Annotated in this window: 14 protein-coding genes, 1 tRNA gene and 1 pseudogene; 12 read left to right on the top strand and 4 right to left on the bottom strand. The window is 43.5% G+C overall.

Annotated elements, in window-relative coordinates:
• Positions 1-70 precede the first annotated feature (70 nt).
• From Aba26S_RS15715 to Aba26S_RS15725, 3 genes are all read right to left on the bottom strand, one after another.
• Positions 71-146: transfer RNA gene (locus Aba26S_RS15715), tRNA-Ala, on the bottom strand.
• Between the two features lie 58 nt (positions 147-204).
• Positions 205-1,713 (bottom strand): glutamate--tRNA ligase, encoded by a 1,509-nt coding sequence (gene gltX, locus Aba26S_RS15720; protein WP_043973327.1) that lies wholly within the window; start codon positions 1,711-1,713, stop codon positions 205-207.
• Between the two features lie 105 nt (positions 1,714-1,818).
• Positions 1,819-2,124: a hypothetical protein gene (locus tag Aba26S_RS15725; protein WP_043973329.1), complete on the bottom strand. Its 306-nt coding sequence runs from the start codon at positions 2,122-2,124 to the stop codon at positions 1,819-1,821.
• Between the two features lie 398 nt (positions 2,125-2,522).
• Between Aba26S_RS15725 and Aba26S_RS15730 the strand changes: the two genes are divergently transcribed.
• The 8 genes and pseudogenes from Aba26S_RS15730 to Aba26S_RS15765 all read left to right on the top strand — a co-directional run bounded on the left by Aba26S_RS15730 (position 2,523) and on the right by Aba26S_RS15765 (position 11,740).
• Positions 2,523-3,518, top strand: coding sequence for a sulfate ABC transporter substrate-binding protein (locus Aba26S_RS15730; RefSeq protein ID WP_043973331.1), 996 nt, complete (start codon positions 2,523-2,525; stop codon positions 3,516-3,518).
• 197 nt (positions 3,519-3,715) lie between these two features.
• On the top strand, positions 3,716-4,636 hold the full coding sequence (gene rsmH, locus Aba26S_RS15735) for a 16S rRNA (cytosine(1402)-N(4))-methyltransferase RsmH (protein WP_043973333.1): 921 nt from the start codon (positions 3,716-3,718) through the stop codon (positions 4,634-4,636).
• A 2-nt stretch (positions 4,637-4,638) separates the two neighbouring features.
• Positions 4,639-4,977: a cell division protein FtsL gene (ftsL, locus tag Aba26S_RS15740; protein WP_043973337.1), complete on the top strand. Its 339-nt coding sequence runs from the start codon at positions 4,639-4,641 to the stop codon at positions 4,975-4,977.
• A gap of 10 nt (positions 4,978-4,987) precedes the next feature.
• A pseudogene (gene ftsI / locus Aba26S_RS15745) lies at positions 4,988-6,821 on the top strand (penicillin-binding protein PBP3).
• A 3-nt stretch (positions 6,822-6,824) separates the two neighbouring features.
• Positions 6,825-8,324: a UDP-N-acetylmuramoyl-L-alanyl-D-glutamate--2,6-diaminopimelate ligase gene (locus Aba26S_RS15750; RefSeq protein ID WP_043973341.1), complete on the top strand. Its 1,500-nt coding sequence runs from the start codon at positions 6,825-6,827 to the stop codon at positions 8,322-8,324.
• A gap of 21 nt (positions 8,325-8,345) precedes the next feature.
• Entirely contained in the window at positions 8,346-9,743 is a 1,398-nt protein-coding gene (gene murF / locus Aba26S_RS15755) for a UDP-N-acetylmuramoyl-tripeptide--D-alanyl-D-alanine ligase (protein ID WP_043973343.1), read from the top strand.
• Positions 9,744-10,862 carry a phospho-N-acetylmuramoyl-pentapeptide-transferase gene (gene mraY / locus Aba26S_RS15760; protein ID WP_005238354.1) on the top strand — a complete coding sequence of 373 codons (1,119 nt, stop codon included), beginning with the start codon at positions 9,744-9,746 and terminating at the stop codon, positions 10,860-10,862.
• A 59-nt stretch (positions 10,863-10,921) separates the two neighbouring features.
• The gene (locus Aba26S_RS15765; protein WP_043973344.1) at positions 10,922-11,740 is read left to right on the top strand and encodes a putative RNA methyltransferase; all 819 of its coding nucleotides are present in this window, start codon (positions 10,922-10,924) and stop codon (positions 11,738-11,740) included.
• Positions 11,741-11,755: 15 nt separating this feature from the next.
• Here Aba26S_RS15765 and ponA read toward each other — a convergent pair whose 3' ends face one another.
• Entirely contained in the window at positions 11,756-14,371 is a 2,616-nt protein-coding gene (gene ponA / locus Aba26S_RS15770) for a penicillin-binding protein PBP1a (protein ID WP_043973346.1), read from the bottom strand.
• Positions 14,372-14,534: 163 nt separating this feature from the next.
• Between ponA and Aba26S_RS15775 the strand changes: the two genes are divergently transcribed.
• Genes Aba26S_RS15775 through Aba26S_RS15790 form a run of 4 tightly spaced genes read left to right on the top strand, consistent with a single transcriptional unit; the run spans position 14,535 to position 17,513 of the window.
• On the top strand, positions 14,535-15,593 hold the full coding sequence (locus tag Aba26S_RS15775) for a pilus assembly protein PilM (RefSeq protein WP_005238361.1): 1,059 nt from the start codon (positions 14,535-14,537) through the stop codon (positions 15,591-15,593).
• Positions 15,593-16,243, top strand: a complete 651-nt coding sequence (locus Aba26S_RS15780; RefSeq protein WP_005238362.1) for a PilN domain-containing protein — start codon at positions 15,593-15,595, stop codon at positions 16,241-16,243. The genes Aba26S_RS15775 and Aba26S_RS15780 overlap by 1 nt, the downstream gene beginning before the upstream one ends.
• A complete protein-coding gene (locus Aba26S_RS15785; RefSeq protein WP_043973348.1) occupies positions 16,240-16,983 on the top strand; it encodes a type 4a pilus biogenesis protein PilO in 744 nt (247 codons plus the stop codon). The genes Aba26S_RS15780 and Aba26S_RS15785 overlap by 4 nt, the downstream gene beginning before the upstream one ends.
• Before the next feature lie 2 nt (positions 16,984-16,985).
• Positions 16,986-17,513 carry a pilus assembly protein PilP gene (locus Aba26S_RS15790; protein ID WP_005238366.1) on the top strand — a complete coding sequence of 176 codons (528 nt, stop codon included), beginning with the start codon at positions 16,986-16,988 and terminating at the stop codon, positions 17,511-17,513.
• The last annotated feature ends 3 nt before the right edge of the window (positions 17,514-17,516 follow it).

Below are 17,516 nucleotides of genomic sequence, written 5' to 3' on the forward strand. Positions count from 1 at the left end.
CAGATGAGGCAACACACAAATGAGCGAAATATAGCGTTTATCTCGATAGCGTATTACGATTTCGAGATTCTGGTGGAGCCAAGCAGGATCGAACTGCTGACCTCTACAATGCCATTGTAGCGCTCTACCAACTGAGCTATGACCCCAGAATGTGTGAGCGCAATATTAGGGGGAATGCGCTCACACGTCAATCATTAAACTGAATTAAGTCTCACTATTTGCATCATTTTTCGGCAGTTTTAGTGATTCATTGAGCTTTTCCCAAACTTTCAGTTCTTTCTTGCTTGGTGCACCGACCAGTTCTAAGGCATGACGGAGACGTGCAAAGGTCAAATCTGGACCCAGCGTCACCATGGATTGCATTACTGGGGTGGAGCTTGTTGATCCAGCAATCGCAATAAAGAAAGCAGGCATGAAATCACGTAATTTGATTTCCATCTGGTTGGCCAAGTCCATCAGGGTTTGGCTAACGGTGTCATTGTTCCACGTGAACTGGCTTTCTAGACGCCAGATTGCAAACTGCAAGCTTTGACGCACTTGTTCTTCAGTCAATTTCTTACTTTCAAATTGTTCTTTACTGATTTGAGGCATATGATTGAAGTAGAAACCTGCCCAATTCACGGCTTCAGACAATAAGTGAATACGTGGTTGAATCGCAGCAGCAATCTCTTCAAGTGTTTGACGATCACTTTTCCACGCCAACAAACGGTCTAAAAGCTGTCCTGGCGTCAGTCCTTTGATCCACTGACCATTGAGCCAGTTGAGTTTCTCAACATCAAAGATCGGTCCGCCGAGTGAAACACGTTGTACGTCAAAGTGCTCAATCATGTCATTTAAGGTAAACACTTCACGCTCATCCGGCATTGACCAACCCATGCGACCGAGGTAATTCAACAAGGCTTCAGGAAGGACGCCGATATCACGATAGTAGTTGATTGAGGTCGGATTTTTACGTTTAGACAGTTTTGACTTGTCCGGGTTACGTAATAGTGGCATGTGACATAAGGTTGGCATGTCCCAACCGAAATATTGATACAACAACTGGTGTTTTGGTGCAGAGGGTAACCATTCTTCGCCACGTAACACATGGGTGATTTCCATTAAATGGTCGTCTACAACATTGGCGAGGTGATAGGTAGGCAAGCCATCTGTTTTTAACAATACTTGCATATCCACTTGTGCCCAAGGAATTTCCACTTCGCCACGCAGCAGGTCGTTGATTTTACAAATCCCTTCTTCAGGCACTTTCATGCGAATCACGTGCGGTTCGCCAGCAGCTAAACGCTGTTGTACTTCTTCTTGTGAGAGTTTTAAACCACGACCATCATATTTTGGTGTTTCGCCACGTGCCTGTTGTTCTGCACGCATTTGATCAAGTTCTTCTGCGGTTGCAAAACAATAGAACGCATGACCTTTTTCAACCAGTTCCAAAGCGTATTGTTTATAAATCCCCATACGTTCTGATTGACGATAAGGTGCATGTGGTCCCCCCACATCTGGGCCCTCTGACCAATTTAAGCCCAACCAGCGTAAAGAATCTAAAATCATTTTTTCAGATTCAGGGGTTGAGCGAAGTTGATCCGTATCTTCAATACGTAAAATAAACTCACCGCCGTGCTGTTTGGCAAAACATAGATTAAATAACGCAATATAAGCTGTGCCTACATGTGGAAAACCAGTAGGAGAAGGCGCAATACGGGTACGAACTTTCATAAATGATCGGAGCTAAAATTTAAATTAAAATGATTATAACGAAAAAGCCTAGTCACGGCATGACTAGGCTTGATTTAAATATGTGAAGGGGCACATATTTAAAGATTAAGAAGTATGGGGTTGAAATATGGTCTGAACGAAACGAGAAAAACGTTCATGCTGACTAGCAAAGAAGGTTTGTGTTGGCGTTGTGCGAATCGTATTCAGCATTTTTAACTCGTCATCTGATGACGGTAACATGCTGGTATTACGTTTTTGCTGATCAAGTGCCTTAACAATCAGGCTCGAAGAGGATTTATCAATCGTTCTTATGTTACTGCTTTCTTTAATTGCAGCTGCATGCCCCAGTTGAACAGAACATGCTAAAAATAAGCTTAAGCATAGTGTTTTTTTCAATTTTAATGCTCGCATTGCTCACACCCCTTTATGACTTTGAGTCTACAAGACTAACCAAACTACTATAGTATTGCTTTAATAATACGATTCAAACATAAATCTTAATAAAAAAGTAGAACTAAGTCACACTTTTTACAAAAAATATAAAAAATTGACACATTCTATTCGATATTTATAGCAAATCGCCTACTTTCTATACAAGTGTAATTTAGCAAGTAAATGTGTAGAAAAAGTGGAGGATGATAATTTTTCTCATTTTAGCTGGAAAATAAAGATACCTAGATCAAATATACCGTTCTTATCATATCTAAAAAACAGAATAGCAATTGATTTATTTGTATAAACATATGATTGTAAAATATTTTTAAATAAATATAGTGAACACAAACGGGGTGATAGGAGCGAAGAATAAAATGAAAACAGTTATTGCAGCAGCGTTATTGGCTTTGGGTCTGAATGGCGCTGCGCAAGCAGCAACCACTTTTTTAAACGTGTCTTACGATCCTACACGTGAATTTTATCAAGAATATAATCAGGCATTTGGCCAATATTGGAAGAAAAGAACCGGGCAGGATGTGGATTTTAAACAGTCCCATGGTGGGTCTGGCAAGCAGGCACGTTCAGTAATTGATGGTCTGCAAGCGGATGTGGTGACCTTGGCGCTAGCCAATGATATTGATGAAATTGCCAATGCAGGTCTAATCCGTAAAGACTGGCAAAAACAATTTAAAGACAATTCAGCTCCTTACACTTCAACGGTTGTATTTTTGGTACGCAAAGGCAATCCCAAAAATATCCGTGATTGGAACGATTTGACCAAGTCTGGATTGGAAATCATTACCCCGAATCCGAAAACAGGGGGGGCGCCTCGCTGGATTTATCTGGCAGCTTGGGGATATGCACTGAAGCAGCCAGGCGGAAATGATGCCAAAGCGCGTGAACTGGTAAAAAAACTCTATCAGAATGTCAAAGTTCTCGACTCGGGTGCACGCGGCTCCTTAACCACGTTTGCTGAGCGCGGTATTGGCGATGTGCTACTATCTTGGGAAAATGAAGCATTATTGGCGACCCAAGGTTTGGGCAAGGATAAATTTGAAATTGTATATCCATCCATTTCCATTCTGGCAGAGCCTTCAGTGGCAATCGTGGATAAAACCGTCGATAAAAATGGTAACCGTCAATTAGCACGAGGTTATTTGAACTTCCTTTATTCACCTTTGGGGCAAGATCTGGCTGCAAAATATTATTTCCGTCCACGTAATCCTCAAGTGGCTGCCAAATATGCACAACAATTCCCTAAAATTAAACTTTTCAAAATTAATGACGTATTTGGCGGGTGGGCAAAAGCGCAGAAAACCCATTTTGTGAACGGAGCAATCTTCGATCAAATTTATGCAGAAAAACCATAGGTCAGACTGCTATTTTGTGTGTGTCTTAATTTAAAAAAGCAAATACAGGCAGTATTTGCTTTTTTATTGACTGAAAAATGATAAGAAAACGGTTTTATCTATGAAAAGTTAAGAATTCTCTACAAAAAGTCGTTTGGTACTGGCATAAAACAAGGTGATAATGTGCAGTTACATTTTTAGCTGTTGATTCATTTCTTATGTCGCATATTTCTGTCTTACTTCATGAAACCGTTGATGGCGTATTGGCAGGCCGCGATACTGGTATTTTTGTTGATGCAACCTTTGGACGGGGGGGGCATACCAAACTACTACTGTCAAAACTAGATGCCAATGCACGCGTCTATGCTTTTGATAAAGATCCACAAGCCCTTGAGGTTGCAGCACAATTAGAACAAGAAGATCCGCGCTTTAAAATTATTCATGCCAGTTTTGCTGATATTCAAGCGGAGCTCGCTCATATCGGGATTACCGAAGTTGACGGGATTATGGCAGACCTCGGGGTTTCATCGCCACAGCTGGATCAAGCGGAACGTGGTTTTAGCTTTATGCAAAATGGGCCACTGGATATGCGTATGGACAATTCACAGGGTCCAACCGCAGCTGAATGGTTACTTGAAATTGAAGAAGAAAAACTCGCAAACATTATTTACCAATATGGTGAAGAACGTTATAGCCGCCGTATTGCCAAAGCGATTAAACTGGCGGGTGAAATGAGCACTACCGCACAACTGGCAGAAGTGGTTAAAACAGCACATCCAAAGTGGGAAAAGCATAAACACCCTGCAACACGGACTTTCCAGGCGATTCGTATTGCAATTAACAAAGAACTTGATGATATCGAGAGCTTTTTGCCGCAAGCTGTAAGCTTGTTAAAAGCAACAGGGCAGTTGGCAGTGATTAGCTTTCACTCTTTGGAAGATCGTTTAATCAAGCAGTTTATTCAAAAAGAATCGAGCTTACCTGAAGATTCGGGTTGGGGCATGCCTCAAGCACAGGTGGATACTCGACGTTTAAAGAAAGTTTCTCGTATTCGTGCGAGTGAAGCAGAAGTAAAAGCAAATCCTCGTTCGCGTAGTGCATGGCTACGTGTTGCAGAGCGCTTAGGGCAAAAAGGCTGAGAATGAACAACAACAATGATGAAGACCTTAGATCAAGCAGCAGAAAGGGACTGAAAAAGGTTGCTGTTTATGCTGTACTCGTTGCATTGGTATTTATCAGTGCGATGATGGTGGTGTTTCAAGTGTTTGAATATCGGCATGATTATCGTGACTTAAGTGCCTATATGCGTGAAAGAGATGATTTAAACGCTGAATGGGGGCGTTTGCTGATTGAGCAACAGACCTTCGGGGCAACTGCCCAGATCGGTTCTCGTGCAGTGACGCAACTCCGTATGTTTTCACCACCAGCGACGCAGACGGTCGTGATTTCTTTACCTATGACTTCAAAGCAAGATAAATAAGGCATGCTGTATGGCAGATAAGCGAAGTAAACCAATACGAAAAAAACAGCAGTCCATTTCTGAAAGACCAACCCTTGCTTTGGATATGTGGCGATTTTACTTGCTTTGGGGCGCAGTGCTGCTGTGCTTTGTGGTACTGGTTGCGCGTGCATTCTATGTGCAAGTGGTGAATAAAGACTTTCTGCAAAATAAAGCCAATGCCAATATTTTACGCACCGAACGCTTAGAAGCGATGCGTGGCGTGATCAGTGATCGGCACGGTGTTCCTTTAGCGATTAGCACGCCAATCATGAAAATTGTGATTGATCCAAGAGACTATTGGGAGACTAAGCAGCAATTTGATGAAATTACTGCTGAGCTAAAAAAAGATCCAAATAACCGTAAATTAAAACGTCAATTGCCCGATAAAAATTTAAATCTGGATGAGTTGGCAGATGCTGTTGGTGTTGACCGTGCGGATTTGAAAAAACAAATGCAGGCACGTCCACGCTCACGTTATTTGGTGCTACAAAAAGAAATTCCACCGCAGCAAGCAGATTTAATTACCAAGCGTAATTTCCAAGGGGTATATGCCGAGAAAAGTTACAAGCGCTATTACCCGCAACCGCAACCAAATGCACAGATTATTGGTTTGACCAATAGTGAAGGGGTGGGGATCGAAGGCTTGGAAATGCAACTGAATAAACAGTTGTCTGGAGTGGATGGCGAGCAGAAAATCATTCGTGATAAAAAAGGCAACCGCCTTAAAGTCTCAGAAGTAATTAAAGAAGTAGAATCAGGTGAAAATGTCACCCTGAGCATCGATTCACGTCTGCAATATATCATGTATCGTGAATTGACTGCAGCAGGTGTCGCCAATAATGCACGTTCGGCGACTGCGATTGCGGTTGATGTGAAAACGGGTGAGATTTTGGCAATGACCAGTTGGCCATCGTACAACCCGAACGACAAAAATGGTCTCAATAATAAAGACGCCATGCGTAACCGTGGTGCGATTGACATGTTTGAACCAGGTTCGACCATGAAGCCATTTACAGTTGCAGCAGCGTTGGAAAGTGGTAAATATACGCCGAACACTATTGTTAATACTTCACCCGGCTCAATGCGTTTAGGCTGGCATACTATCCGTGATACACATAACTATGGTGCATTAACGGTTTCAGGGGTAATCATTAAATCTTCGAACGTAGGCTCGGCTAAAATTGCGCTATCTCTGCCCAAAGACACGGTGCCGTCCTTCTTTAGACGTGCAGGCTTTGGTCAACGTTCGGCGGTCAAATTCCCGGGTGAAAGTGCAGGTTTATTGTACTCGGGTGACAAGCTGAATCCTTCTCAATTGGGTACGATGGCCTATGGCTATGGTTTGAATGCGACTATTTTGCAGGTTGCACAAGGCTATGCCATGCTGGCCAATCATGGTGTGCAAATGCCATTGAGTCTGCGTAAATTAGATAAAGCCCCTGAGGGCAAGCAGGTTCTTGCACCTAAAATAGCGGATCAAGTCTTAACGATGCTTGAGCAAGTGACTATGCCAGGCGGAACCGCAAAGCAAGCAGTGATTCCAGGTTATCGTGTCGGGGGTAAAACAGGAACTGCACATAAATTGCGTGCAGACCGTAAAGGGTATTCAAACAATGAATATCGTGCTTTGTTTGCTGGGGTTGCCCCGATCAGTGATCCGCGTCTGGCCATGATTGTAGTGGTGGAAAATCCGCAAGGACGTTATTACGGTGGTCTTGTTGCTGCTCCAGTCTTTGCAAGAATCATGCAAGAATCATTGCGTCTGCTGAATGTGCCTTTAGATAAGCCACTTGATACTTCTATAAAATCCAATCCGTAGGTAGATTATGTCGATTAGTTTTCAACAGATACATCCGATCAATATCGATGCGGCTTGGTATACGCAACCTTTTACAGGGTTTTGTCTGGATAGTCGCAAAGTCAGCACAGGGCAAATTTTTATTGTCCTAAGTAGTTATAGCCAACCTGAAAAAACTCGTCAGTTTGCACAAAATGCCTTAAATGCAGGTGCATTGGCGATTATTAGTGAAGTTGAATTGGGGCTAGATAGGGAATGGGTCTGTTCAGATGTTCGTTATCGAATGGGTGAATGGCAAAAGCAATATCTGCAAGCGCTTGATCCTGTTGTGCCATTGCGAGGCATTGCAGTGACAGGAACCAATGGTAAAACCACCATTTCTCGTTTAATTGCGGAATTGGTCAGCTCACAAGGGCAAGGTTGTGCTGTAATGGGAACAACGGGCAATGGTATTTTGCCAGATTTAACCCCATCAACGCATACCACCTTAGATGCATTGCAATTGCAACAGGCACTACATGACTATGCCAAACAAGGGGCGAGTTTTGTTGCATTGGAAGCCAGCTCACATGGTTTGGAGCAAGGCCGCCTGAATGGCTGTGAACTCGAAATTGCAGTATATAGCAATTTAAGTCGCGACCATCTGGATTATCATGGCACTTTAGACGCCTATGCTGAAGCCAAAGCTTTGTTATTCAAGTTTACGACTTTAAAAGCTGTGGTCATTAATCTGGATGATGAACATGGGGCTCTGATGTTGGCGGCGGCGAGAGCCAATCCAGCACAACCTAAAATTTTGACGTATTCCTTAACGCAAGCGACAGCGGATTATCATATTGCGGACTTACAGTATCGTCTGAGTGGAGCAAGTTTTAGCCTGATCAGCCCAAGCGGTTCGTATGTAGTACAAAGTCCATTACTTGGACAGTTTAATGTTGAGAACTTACTGGCAAGTTTGATTGCGGCTGAGTATGCAGGTTTTGCCTTGGCTGATCTGATTCAGTTTGTGCCTCAGCTTAAAGGTGCTCCAGGCCGCATGCAGGTGATCCAAGATGCATCGCGTTTGTTTGTAGTGGATTATGCACACACCCCAGATGCCTTGATCCAAGTGCTGACCACGCTAAAGCGCCACGTTACGGGTCAGCTTTGGGCTGTCTTTGGTTGTGGTGGTGATCGTGATCGGGGTAAACGTCCTTTGATGACGCAGGCTGCGCTTGATCATGCCAATCCTGTGATTCTCACATCAGACAATCCACGAACTGAAAATCCTGAACAGATTTTTGCAGATATGAAACAAGGCATCAACTTTGTACAACATGTGATGCATGAAATTCATGATCGTCGTGAAGCGATTAAATTTGTGGTGGCTCAGGCGCAAGCGGGAGATATTGTCGTGATTGCAGGTAAAGGGCATGAGAACTATCAAGAAATTGATGGGGTCCGTCATTGGTTTGATGATGTGGTGGAGGTGCAGTCTGCCATTGCAACAAAGCTTCATGCTGTCGATTCAGCTTATTCTGCGCAATAGGTTTAAAAGGTAAAAAAGCGTATGCATACTTCAACCACCAATACCGTTCCATTACAACCTTGGACAGCAGAACAATTACAGCAGGCGACTCAAGGTGAGTGGTACAAGCAAAATCTGCCTCAGGGTGAAATTAAGCGTATTTTAACCGACTCACGTCATGCAGAAGCCGGTGATGCTTTTCTTGCCTTAAAAGGTGAGCGTTTTGATGCGCATAATTTTGTGGCGCAAGTGGCAACGCAAGGGTGTCAAATTGCGATCGTAGAGCACCCGATCGATGCAAATATTGCACAGTTAATCGTAAAAGATACCCGCTTGGCTTTGGGGCAGCTTGGTGCTTATCGCCGTCAACAGAATCCGCAACTGAAAGTGATTGCTCTGACAGGCAGTAGTGGTAAAACCACCACCAAGGAAATGCTTGGTAGCATATTATCCCGTCTGGCCCCGACCTTAATTACCCGCGGCAACCTCAATAATGATTTGGGTGTACCGATGATGCTACTTGAGTTACGTCCAGAGCATCAATATGCGGTAATGGAACTGGGTGCCAGTCATCAAGGCGAAATTGATTATACCTCGGATCTGGTTCAACCGCATGTGGCAGGTATTTTAAATATTGGCACAGCACATCTCGGTGAGTTTGGTGGTCGTGATGGCATTTGTCGTGCCAAGTCCGAGATTTATGCGCATATCTTACCGCAAGGCACTGCGATTGTTCCTGCGCAGGATGATTATGCAGCACGTATCTGTGCAAATGCGCAATCACATTCAATTTTAAGTTTTGGTCATGGAGGGGATGTTTATACAACTGAGATTCAGTTACATCCCCAATCTGCACAATTTAAACTGCATACGCCACAAGGCGTACGCGTGGTGAATTTACCTTTTGCAGGTGCCCATAATGTACAGAATGCAGCAGCAGCGACCGCATTTGCCTTGGCAATCGGCATTGCACTGGATGATATTGTGCAAGGTTTGGAACAGGCACAAGGGGCAAAAGGTCGTTTGAACTTTATTCAACACCAAAATCATCTATTTATTGATGATACTTATAATGCAAATCCAACGTCTATGCGTGCAGCGGCACAGGTTTTGCTGCAACAGCAAGGCTTAAAAGTCATGGTGATGGGAGATATCGGGGAGTTAGGTGAAAGTAGTTGGCAAGAACACCATGATCTGGGGAAAGACTTAACCGCTTTGCCTTTAGATCAATTGATTGTCGTCGGTGAGTTTGCTGCAGCTGCTGAACAGGGTTCCAGCCATGCGGAAAAGTTACATGCTTTTGCTTCTCAAGCAGATGCATTGCCGTTTTTAATTAATTTAGTCCAAACACATCAACCCCAGTCAATGAGTTTCCTGTTCAAGGGGTCTCGTTATACCCATATGGAAACGTTGATGACTGACTTGATGGAGAAAATTTAAATGTTGTTATGGTTATTTGAGCAATTGGCGGGCTATAACAGTTCGTTTCAGGTTGTTCGTTATTTAACATTGCGCTCTTTGTTGAGTTTACTGACTGCCTTGACGATCGGGCTGGTTTTAGGGCCAGTGATGATTCGTAAATTACAAGCATTAAAATATGGTCAGGCGGTGAGCTCGTTTGCACCTGAAAACCATGCCAAGAAAATGGGGACACCAACCATGGGCGGTATTTTAATCCTGCTTTCGATTGGGATCAGTACCTTGTTGTGGGCTGATCTATCCAATCCTTATGTCTGGATTGTGCTCGGCGTGATGGTGGTATTTGGTGCAGTGGGTTGGGCGGATGACTGGATTAAAGTCCGTTATAAAGACAATGCAGGTTTGCCAGCGCGTAAGAAATTTTTCTGGACTTCAGTGGCATCTTTGGGTGCAGGCATTGCCTTATATCTAATTGCGAAACAACAAGATAGTCTTCAGCATACGGCAGATATGCTGGATCTACTGATCCCGTTCTTTAAGAATCTGTCCATTCCACTTTCGGCTGTGCCATTCGGTTTAGCTTTTATTGGCTTCACTTATCTTGTTATTAATGGTGCCTCCAATGCGGTCAACTTGACCGATGGTCTGGATGGTTTGGCGATTATGCCGATTGTGATGGTGGCAGCCGGTTTAGGGGTATTTGCTTATCTATCAGGCGATATTCGTTTTGCTGAATATCTGCATATTCCTTATGTAAAATATACCTCGGAACTGGTGGTAATCTGCTCTGCTATGGTCGGTGCTGGTTTAGCCTTCCTCTGGTACAATGCACATCCAGCCCAAGTATTTATGGGGGATGTGGGTGCATTGGCACTTGGAGCCATGCTTGGCACGATTGCGGTAATGGTTCGTCAGGAAATCGTATTTGCCATTATGGGCGGTGTTTTTGTGATGGAAGCAATTTCGGTCTTCTTGCAAATCGGTTCATTACGTATGCGTAATAAGCGCGTATTCTTGATGGCACCTTTACACCACCACTATGAAAAGCAAGGCTGGAAAGAGACGCAAGTGGTTATCCGCTTCTGGATTATTACCATTTTCCTCGTTGTATTGGGTCTAATGACGCTAAAATTACGTTAAACCATGATTCAAGAAAGAAGCTGGTGATGACCAGCTTTTTTTATGTTTGGAGAAAATAGATGAGTTTATTGATGTGTCCTGTTTGTCGCCAAGCCTTGAATTTGGTCGCGAATTCTTGGCAATGCGAAACAGGGCATCATTATGATGTTGCCAAACAAGGCTATGTCAATTTGCATGTAGTACAACACAAGCATAGCAAGAACCCAGGAGATACAGCTGAGTCGGTATTGGCACGCCGTGAGTTCCTGCAAGCTGGCTTTTATCAGCCGCTACAACAAGCCGTTGTTGCATTATTGCAGCAGCTCCAACCACGCGCTGTTTTGGATATTGGTTGTGGTGAGGGATATTATACCAGTGCCATGCAAGCACATACTCAGCAGTGTATTGGTGTGGATATTGCCAAAACTGCGGTACAACGTGCTGCGAAATTAAATACAAAAGTGACTTGGGTTGTGGGAACAGGGGCAACATTGCCCGTTCAGGATCACTCGATGGATCTCTGTACCAGCTTATTTAGTCCCATTCCACAAGATGAAATCGTTAGAGTCTTAGCTGATGATGGCTACCTAATCGTAGTCACACCTGCACCAAGGCATCTTTTCGATTTACGTGAAGCCCTGTTTGAACAAGTCAATTTACATGAGCCGCAGAAGTTTGTGCAGCAGTTGGAGGCTCAGTTTGAATTAAAACAGGCTCAAATTGTTGAAGCGCCAATGCAATTGGAACAACAGGCTTTAAAGAACTTAATCGCGATGACCCCTTATGCATATAAAGCGAATCCTGAGCGACGTAAAGCACTGGAGCAAGCACAGACCTTTGAGGTGACTGCTGCTTTTCAAATTTATCTGTTTCAGAAAAAAAACAAGCCATCAATTTGATGGCTTGTTTTTTATTTACTGGATCTGATTAATCAAATGCTCAATACCGTCCTTTTCTTTAGGTGGCGGTGGGGTCTGAGTTTTTGAGTTTGACCCCATTGCTGGTGGTTGTTTTTTAGCAGGCTCAATTGGTTGTTCGTCAGGCGTTGCTGGTGTTCCAGGTAAGTCTGAAAAGTCATTTTGTACAGAACGTGTTGGTGCTGGTGGTGCAGGGCGATAAAGTGGACGAGCCAATGGCGGAGAGGCGCGATATTCCTTTTTATCTTCGCTTTGCTGGATTTGCAACTTATCACGAGAGATTGGATCTTTGGCATCTTTATCCAGACGAACCCATGCGGATGGTGTGTCTTTTAAAGACTGACCCATAAAGTTGGTCCAGATTGGAAGTGCAGCAACGCCACCATATTCACGACGACCAAGGGTACGTGGTTGATCAAAACCGACCCAAGCAATCGCAACTAAGTTGCCATTAAAGCCTGCGAACCATGCATCTTTGGCATCATTGGTGGTTCCTGTCTTACCGCCTAAGTCATCACGGCCAATTTTCAATGCTGCCCGACCCGTACCATGCTGGATTACATCACGCAAGATGTTGGCCATGTCATAGGCTGAGCTTGATTTTAAAATGCGTTGTGCTTGACGGTAATCGCTATTGGTTTTGGTTGCCTGTGTTGTATCCGCTGCCACCAGTTGTGCCTCAGAAGCAGCACCATCTTGATCTAGGTTTTGATTGGTGATGTCTGTGACCTGATCTTTGGATTTATTTTTATCTTTGTCTGTTTCTGCAGTTTGCTGTTCTGTATTGGTATTTGGATTGCTAATACATGGAATACATGCATATTCAGGCTTCGCTTCATAAATCACTTTGCCTGAAGCATCTTCAATACGTTTAATAAAGTGTGGCTGAATACGATAACCACCATTCGCAAAAGTGGCATAGCCTGTTGCCATTTGTACAGGGAGTACCTGAGGTGTTCCCAAAGCAATGGTATAGTTACGCGGGATTTGGTCTTCTTGTAAACCAAAATCCATAAACAATTGACGCGTACGTTCGATGCCGACATTTTGTAATAAACGCACAGACACCGTATTTCGAGATAAATAAAGCGCACGGCGTAGAGGAATCATGCCAAGGTAGCGGCCATCCGAGTTTCTTGGAGACCATTTACCAATGGTAATCGGGCTGTCATTGACCATGCTATACGGGGTCATGCCACGCTCTAGTGCCAATGCATACACAAAGGGTTTAATGGTTGAACCAGGCTGTCTCCAGCCTTGTATTGCGCGGTTGAATTTAGATTGATAAAAGTTATAGCCGCCTACAACAGCTTCAATCGCGCCATCATTTGGGTTGATGGCAATGAGCTGCCCCTGGACTTTAGGAACCTGAACCAGTGACCAAACGGTTTTGCCTTCATTTGGACGTAGGCGAATGATATCTTTGACTTTAACAATCTGAGAGGCATTCGATGGCGCACCGCCGACACTATTTGCATTGCGGTAAGGGCGCACCCATGACATCCCTGACCAGTTCACCGTCACGGTTGAGCCATCTTGCATTAAGGCATCAAAAGAATTGTTATTGACCTTGATCACTTGTGCAGGATAGGTATTGGCATAAGCAATAAATTGCTTCAACGGTTTATCATGAGCCTCAGGACCACGCCAGCCATGACGACGATCGTAGGCTTCCAAACCATCTTGAATTGCTTGCTCAGCATAACGCTGGCGTTTGCTGTCAATGGTAGTGTAAACCTTATAACCTGAATCGACGGCTTGTTCGCCAAAATGTTCGACCAGTTCTGAACGGACCATTTCACCGACATAGGGGAAGACATTGCTGACGGAACGATCAACCATATTTAAATTGATTGGTTCTGCGACTGCTTGCTGGTATTGGTTTTGGTTGATATAGCCCAGCTGTAGCATGCGACCTAAAATCCAGTTGCGGCGTTCTAGCGCTCGCTCTGGATTAACCACAGGATTATATTTTGAAGGTGCTTTAGGAAGGCCCGCGATCATGGCCATTTGTGCGGTGGTCAGTTCATTCAGGTTTTTGTTGTAATAGACCCGTGCAGCTGCCGCAATTCCATAGGCATTTTTACCTAAGAAAATTTTATTGACGTAAGCGGTCAGAATTTCCTGTTTTGTTAAGTTTTGCTCGATTTTACGTGCTAGAAACACTTCGGTTAGTTTGCGTCGAAGAGTTCGGTCTGGACTTAAATAATAGTTTTTCGCCACCTGCATGGTAATGGTCGAGCCCCCAGTTTGGACATCAGACCCAGTAACAGATTCAGTAAGTGCTCGCCCAAGCCCTTTAAAACTAATCCCATTATGTTCAAAAAAAGAAGAATCCTCGGCTGCGAGAAAACCATGAATAAAGGTTGGCGGGATCTGTTCATACTTAACAGGAATGGATAATTTCCCACCATATTCTGCAATCAGCTGGTTATCCGTCGTATAGACTTGCAATGGTTTTAATAACGGCGCCTTTTTGAGTGAACTCATATCTGGCAGCGAAGGTGCAAGATAGAGATACATGCCATAAAATCCCATTGGAAGTGAGACTAAGATAATAATAACGATCAAAAAAAATGGGCGAACAATACCAGAACTGGATAGCTTTTTCATAATAAGTAAGTTTTAATAAGAGCGAATGGCAAACTAATTGTGGTCAGTATATCCTTTAGACATGCGGATTGTTAGATGAGTTATTGTATCCGTATCAATTAAAGACCAAAACTAAATTAGTATGTTGTATTTTTTGGGGATAAAAAAATAATAGGAAAGTACTGTGCTCAGGTTATATCGTAAACCAAATAAGGGGTTAGTGGGTGTCGATATTAGTTCGACAACTGTTAAGTTATTGGAGCTCTCTGTAAAGAACGGTAGATATTGGGTTGAAAGCTATGCAGTGATGCCATTGCCTGAAAGCAGTGTCGTGGAAAAAAGCATATTGAATCCAGAGGCGGTAGGGGATGCGCTTGAGAGAGTAGTTAACCTTGCAAATCCTCACACCACCAATGTCGCTATAGCCGTCCCGACATCTATGGTGATCAACAAGATCATTGAAATGGATGCGGATATGTCTGATGAAGAACGAGAAGTTCAGATTCGGATGGATGCTGAGCAATATATCCCGTTTCCATTAGATGAAGTCAGTCTTGATTTTGAGGTTTTATCTGATCGTCTGGCGAATCAGAATCGGGTCAATGTACTCTTGGTCGCGACTCGTACCGAGAATGTGGATACACGCGTAGAAGTACTTGAACTTGCCGGTTTAACTGCCAAAATTGCTGAAGTTGAAAGCTACGCGATGGAGCGAGCGTTTAGTGTATTTGCAGATACGTTGCCAATGGGTGCGAATACTGTCGGTATTTTAGATATTGGCCATACCATGACCACGTTGTCTGTGATGCAAAAAGGCAAGATTATCTATACCCGTGAGCAAGTGTTTGGTGGTCGTCAGCTGACACAGGATGTTCAGACCCGTTATGGCCTTTCTTTTGAAGAGGCAGGTCGTGCCAAGAAAGAGCGCACTTTGCCTGATGATTATGATACCGAAGTGCTTGAACCGTTCTTGGATGCTGTGGTTCAACAAGCAGCACGTTCACTGCAATTCTTCTTTTCATCGTCTCAATTTAATGAAATTGATCATATCCTGTTGGCGGGTGGAAATGCCAATATTCCAGGTCTAGCCAAGCTATTACAGCAAAAACTCGGTTACCGCGTCACGATTGCCAATCCATTTCTACAAATGGGTTTCTCTCCCCAAATTGATATTAAAAAAATTGAAAACGATGCGTCTTCTTTGATGGTCGCATGTGGTTTGGCATTGAGGAGTTTTGATTAATGGCAAAGATTAACTTACTCCCTTGGCGTGACGAGCTAAGAGAACAAAAAAAGAAACAGTTTATTGTCTTTTGTGTTGGGGTTGCTGCATTGGGGGTCGCATCGGTTTTTTCAGGATGGGTGTATTTTGATCATAAATTGAGTGATCAAGAGCAAGCCAATCAGTTGATTGTGAGTACCAATCAGAATTTGGATACGCAATTGAAAGCATTGGATGGCTTGCAGGAACGCCGTAATGCCATTATTGAAAGGATGAAGTTGATTCAAGGCTTACAAGGTCAACGTCCAGTTACGGTACGTTTGGTGGATGAGTTGGTACGTGTCACGCCACCCACCATGTATTTAACCAAGTTCAGCCGTACCGGTGATAAATTTAGCATTGAAGGGAAGGCAGAAAGTCCAAATACCGTGGCGGAACTGTTGCGTAATCTGGAAGCTTCTCCATGGTATCGAAATGCCTTTATGAACTCCTTCCTTGCTGTGGATGAAAACAAGAATAAAGATAAAACAGCCAGTTCTTTGGTGCCTCGGGTTGAGGAGAATTATGGCAGTTTTGTCGTCACTGTAGATTTGGGTGAGCTTGGTACAACGGCTGAGGCTGCACCAACCTCAGAACCAGCGGCATCAGGGGTAGTCGGGGTAGCAAAATGAGCCTAGATAAATCAGAGGATCTGAATCAAGATACCGTTGTTACCAAGAAAAAGAAAATGACGGTAGATCAATTTTTCCAGCAATTCAATACGCTGGATATGAATAATTATGGTAGTTGGCCATTATCCGTCAAAATTACTTGCTGGATTTTTATTTTCTTGGCTGTTGCTGCGCTGGGTTATTTTTTGGTGATTAAGTCTCAGTTGGAGTCGATTGATAATGAACAAGCCAAAGAGCAAAGTTTATTAAATGAGTTTAAAGAAAAAGACTCAAAGCTACGTAACTTGCAGCAATACCAAGTACAGCTTCAGGAAATGGAAGCCAATTTTAATCAACAGTTAGAACAGTTGCCAAAAGAAACGGAAATTCCAAGTCTGGTTGAAGATATTAACTTGACAGGGGTGAACTCTGGACTGAAATTTAAAAATATCCGTTTAGAGAATGAGGTCAAGCAAGAGTTCTTTATTGAGCAGCCAATCAGTATTGATGCGACAGGGGATTATCATGCTTTTGGCTCATTTGTAACGGGTATTGCCGCTTTACCGCGTATTGTAACTTTGCATGACTTTACTGTTGAAGCAAAAGAAGATACACAGAAAAAATCTGATATTCCTGTGGTGAATTATACGGTTAAGGCAAAAACCTATCGTTATGTTGGCACGGATGATCAAGCTAATAATGCTGCGGGGACACCAGCCGCTCAAACAGCAACTACTCCACCTGCACAAGGAGGAAAATAGTAGTGAATAACTATAAATTATTACTTGGCTTTTTAATTGGGGTAAGCCTTGTCGGTTGTGATTCTCGTATTGATGCAGTCAATCAAAAGATGGCAGAAATTCGTAATCAGCCGCCGCTGCCGATTGAGCCTGCACCGGTATTTACGCCTGTGCCTTTATTTAATTATTCAGCCCATCAGTTGAAAAGCCCATTTATGCCGAGCTCGCTGGCTGCTGAATTAAAGATTATGGCCGGTAAACGTGTTTATCCGAACTTTAACCGCCAGCCACAGCCACTCGAAGCTTATGCACTGGAGTCGCTGAATATGAAAGGCAGTATGCGTGGTAAAAGCAATGACACCATTGCGCTGATCCAAACACCAGATGGTCAGATTGAACGTGTACAAGTCGGCAGTTATTTGGGGATGAATCAAGGACGTATTATTAAAATTAGTCCAACCCAAATTGATTTGGTGGAAATTGTACCTGATGGACGAGAAGGTTATGTCGAAAGACCTCGCACACTCGTTCTAATTGGGCCAGCGCCGTAAGAT

The organism is Acinetobacter sp. NBRC 110496, from assembly GCF_000876115.1.
Lineage (GTDB): Bacteria > Pseudomonadota > Gammaproteobacteria > Pseudomonadales > Moraxellaceae > Acinetobacter.

Coding starts and splice junctions, on each gene's coding strand:
- Aba26S_RS15780 (WP_005238362.1), top strand. CDS start 15,593: ATGGCAAAGATTAACTTACTCCCTTGGCGTGACGAGCTAAGAGAACAA.
- ftsL (WP_043973337.1), top strand. CDS start 4,639: ATGAACAACAACAATGATGAAGACCTTAGATCAAGCAGCAGAAAGGGA.
- mraY (WP_005238354.1), top strand. CDS start 9,744: ATGTTGTTATGGTTATTTGAGCAATTGGCGGGCTATAACAGTTCGTTT.
- ponA (WP_043973346.1), bottom strand. CDS start 14,371: ATGAAAAAGCTATCCAGTTCTGGTATTGTTCGCCCATTTTTTTTGATC.
- gltX (WP_043973327.1), bottom strand. CDS start 1,713: ATGAAAGTTCGTACCCGTATTGCGCCTTCTCCTACTGGTTTTCCACAT.
- rsmH (WP_043973333.1), top strand. CDS start 3,716: ATGTCGCATATTTCTGTCTTACTTCATGAAACCGTTGATGGCGTATTG.
- Aba26S_RS15725 (WP_043973329.1), bottom strand. CDS start 2,124: ATGCGAGCATTAAAATTGAAAAAAACACTATGCTTAAGCTTATTTTTA.
- Aba26S_RS15785 (WP_043973348.1), top strand. CDS start 16,240: ATGAGCCTAGATAAATCAGAGGATCTGAATCAAGATACCGTTGTTACC.
- Aba26S_RS15750 (WP_043973341.1), top strand. CDS start 6,825: ATGTCGATTAGTTTTCAACAGATACATCCGATCAATATCGATGCGGCT.
- Aba26S_RS15730 (WP_043973331.1), top strand. CDS start 2,523: ATGAAAACAGTTATTGCAGCAGCGTTATTGGCTTTGGGTCTGAATGGC.
- murF (WP_043973343.1), top strand. CDS start 8,346: ATGCATACTTCAACCACCAATACCGTTCCATTACAACCTTGGACAGCA.
- Aba26S_RS15765 (WP_043973344.1), top strand. CDS start 10,922: ATGAGTTTATTGATGTGTCCTGTTTGTCGCCAAGCCTTGAATTTGGTC.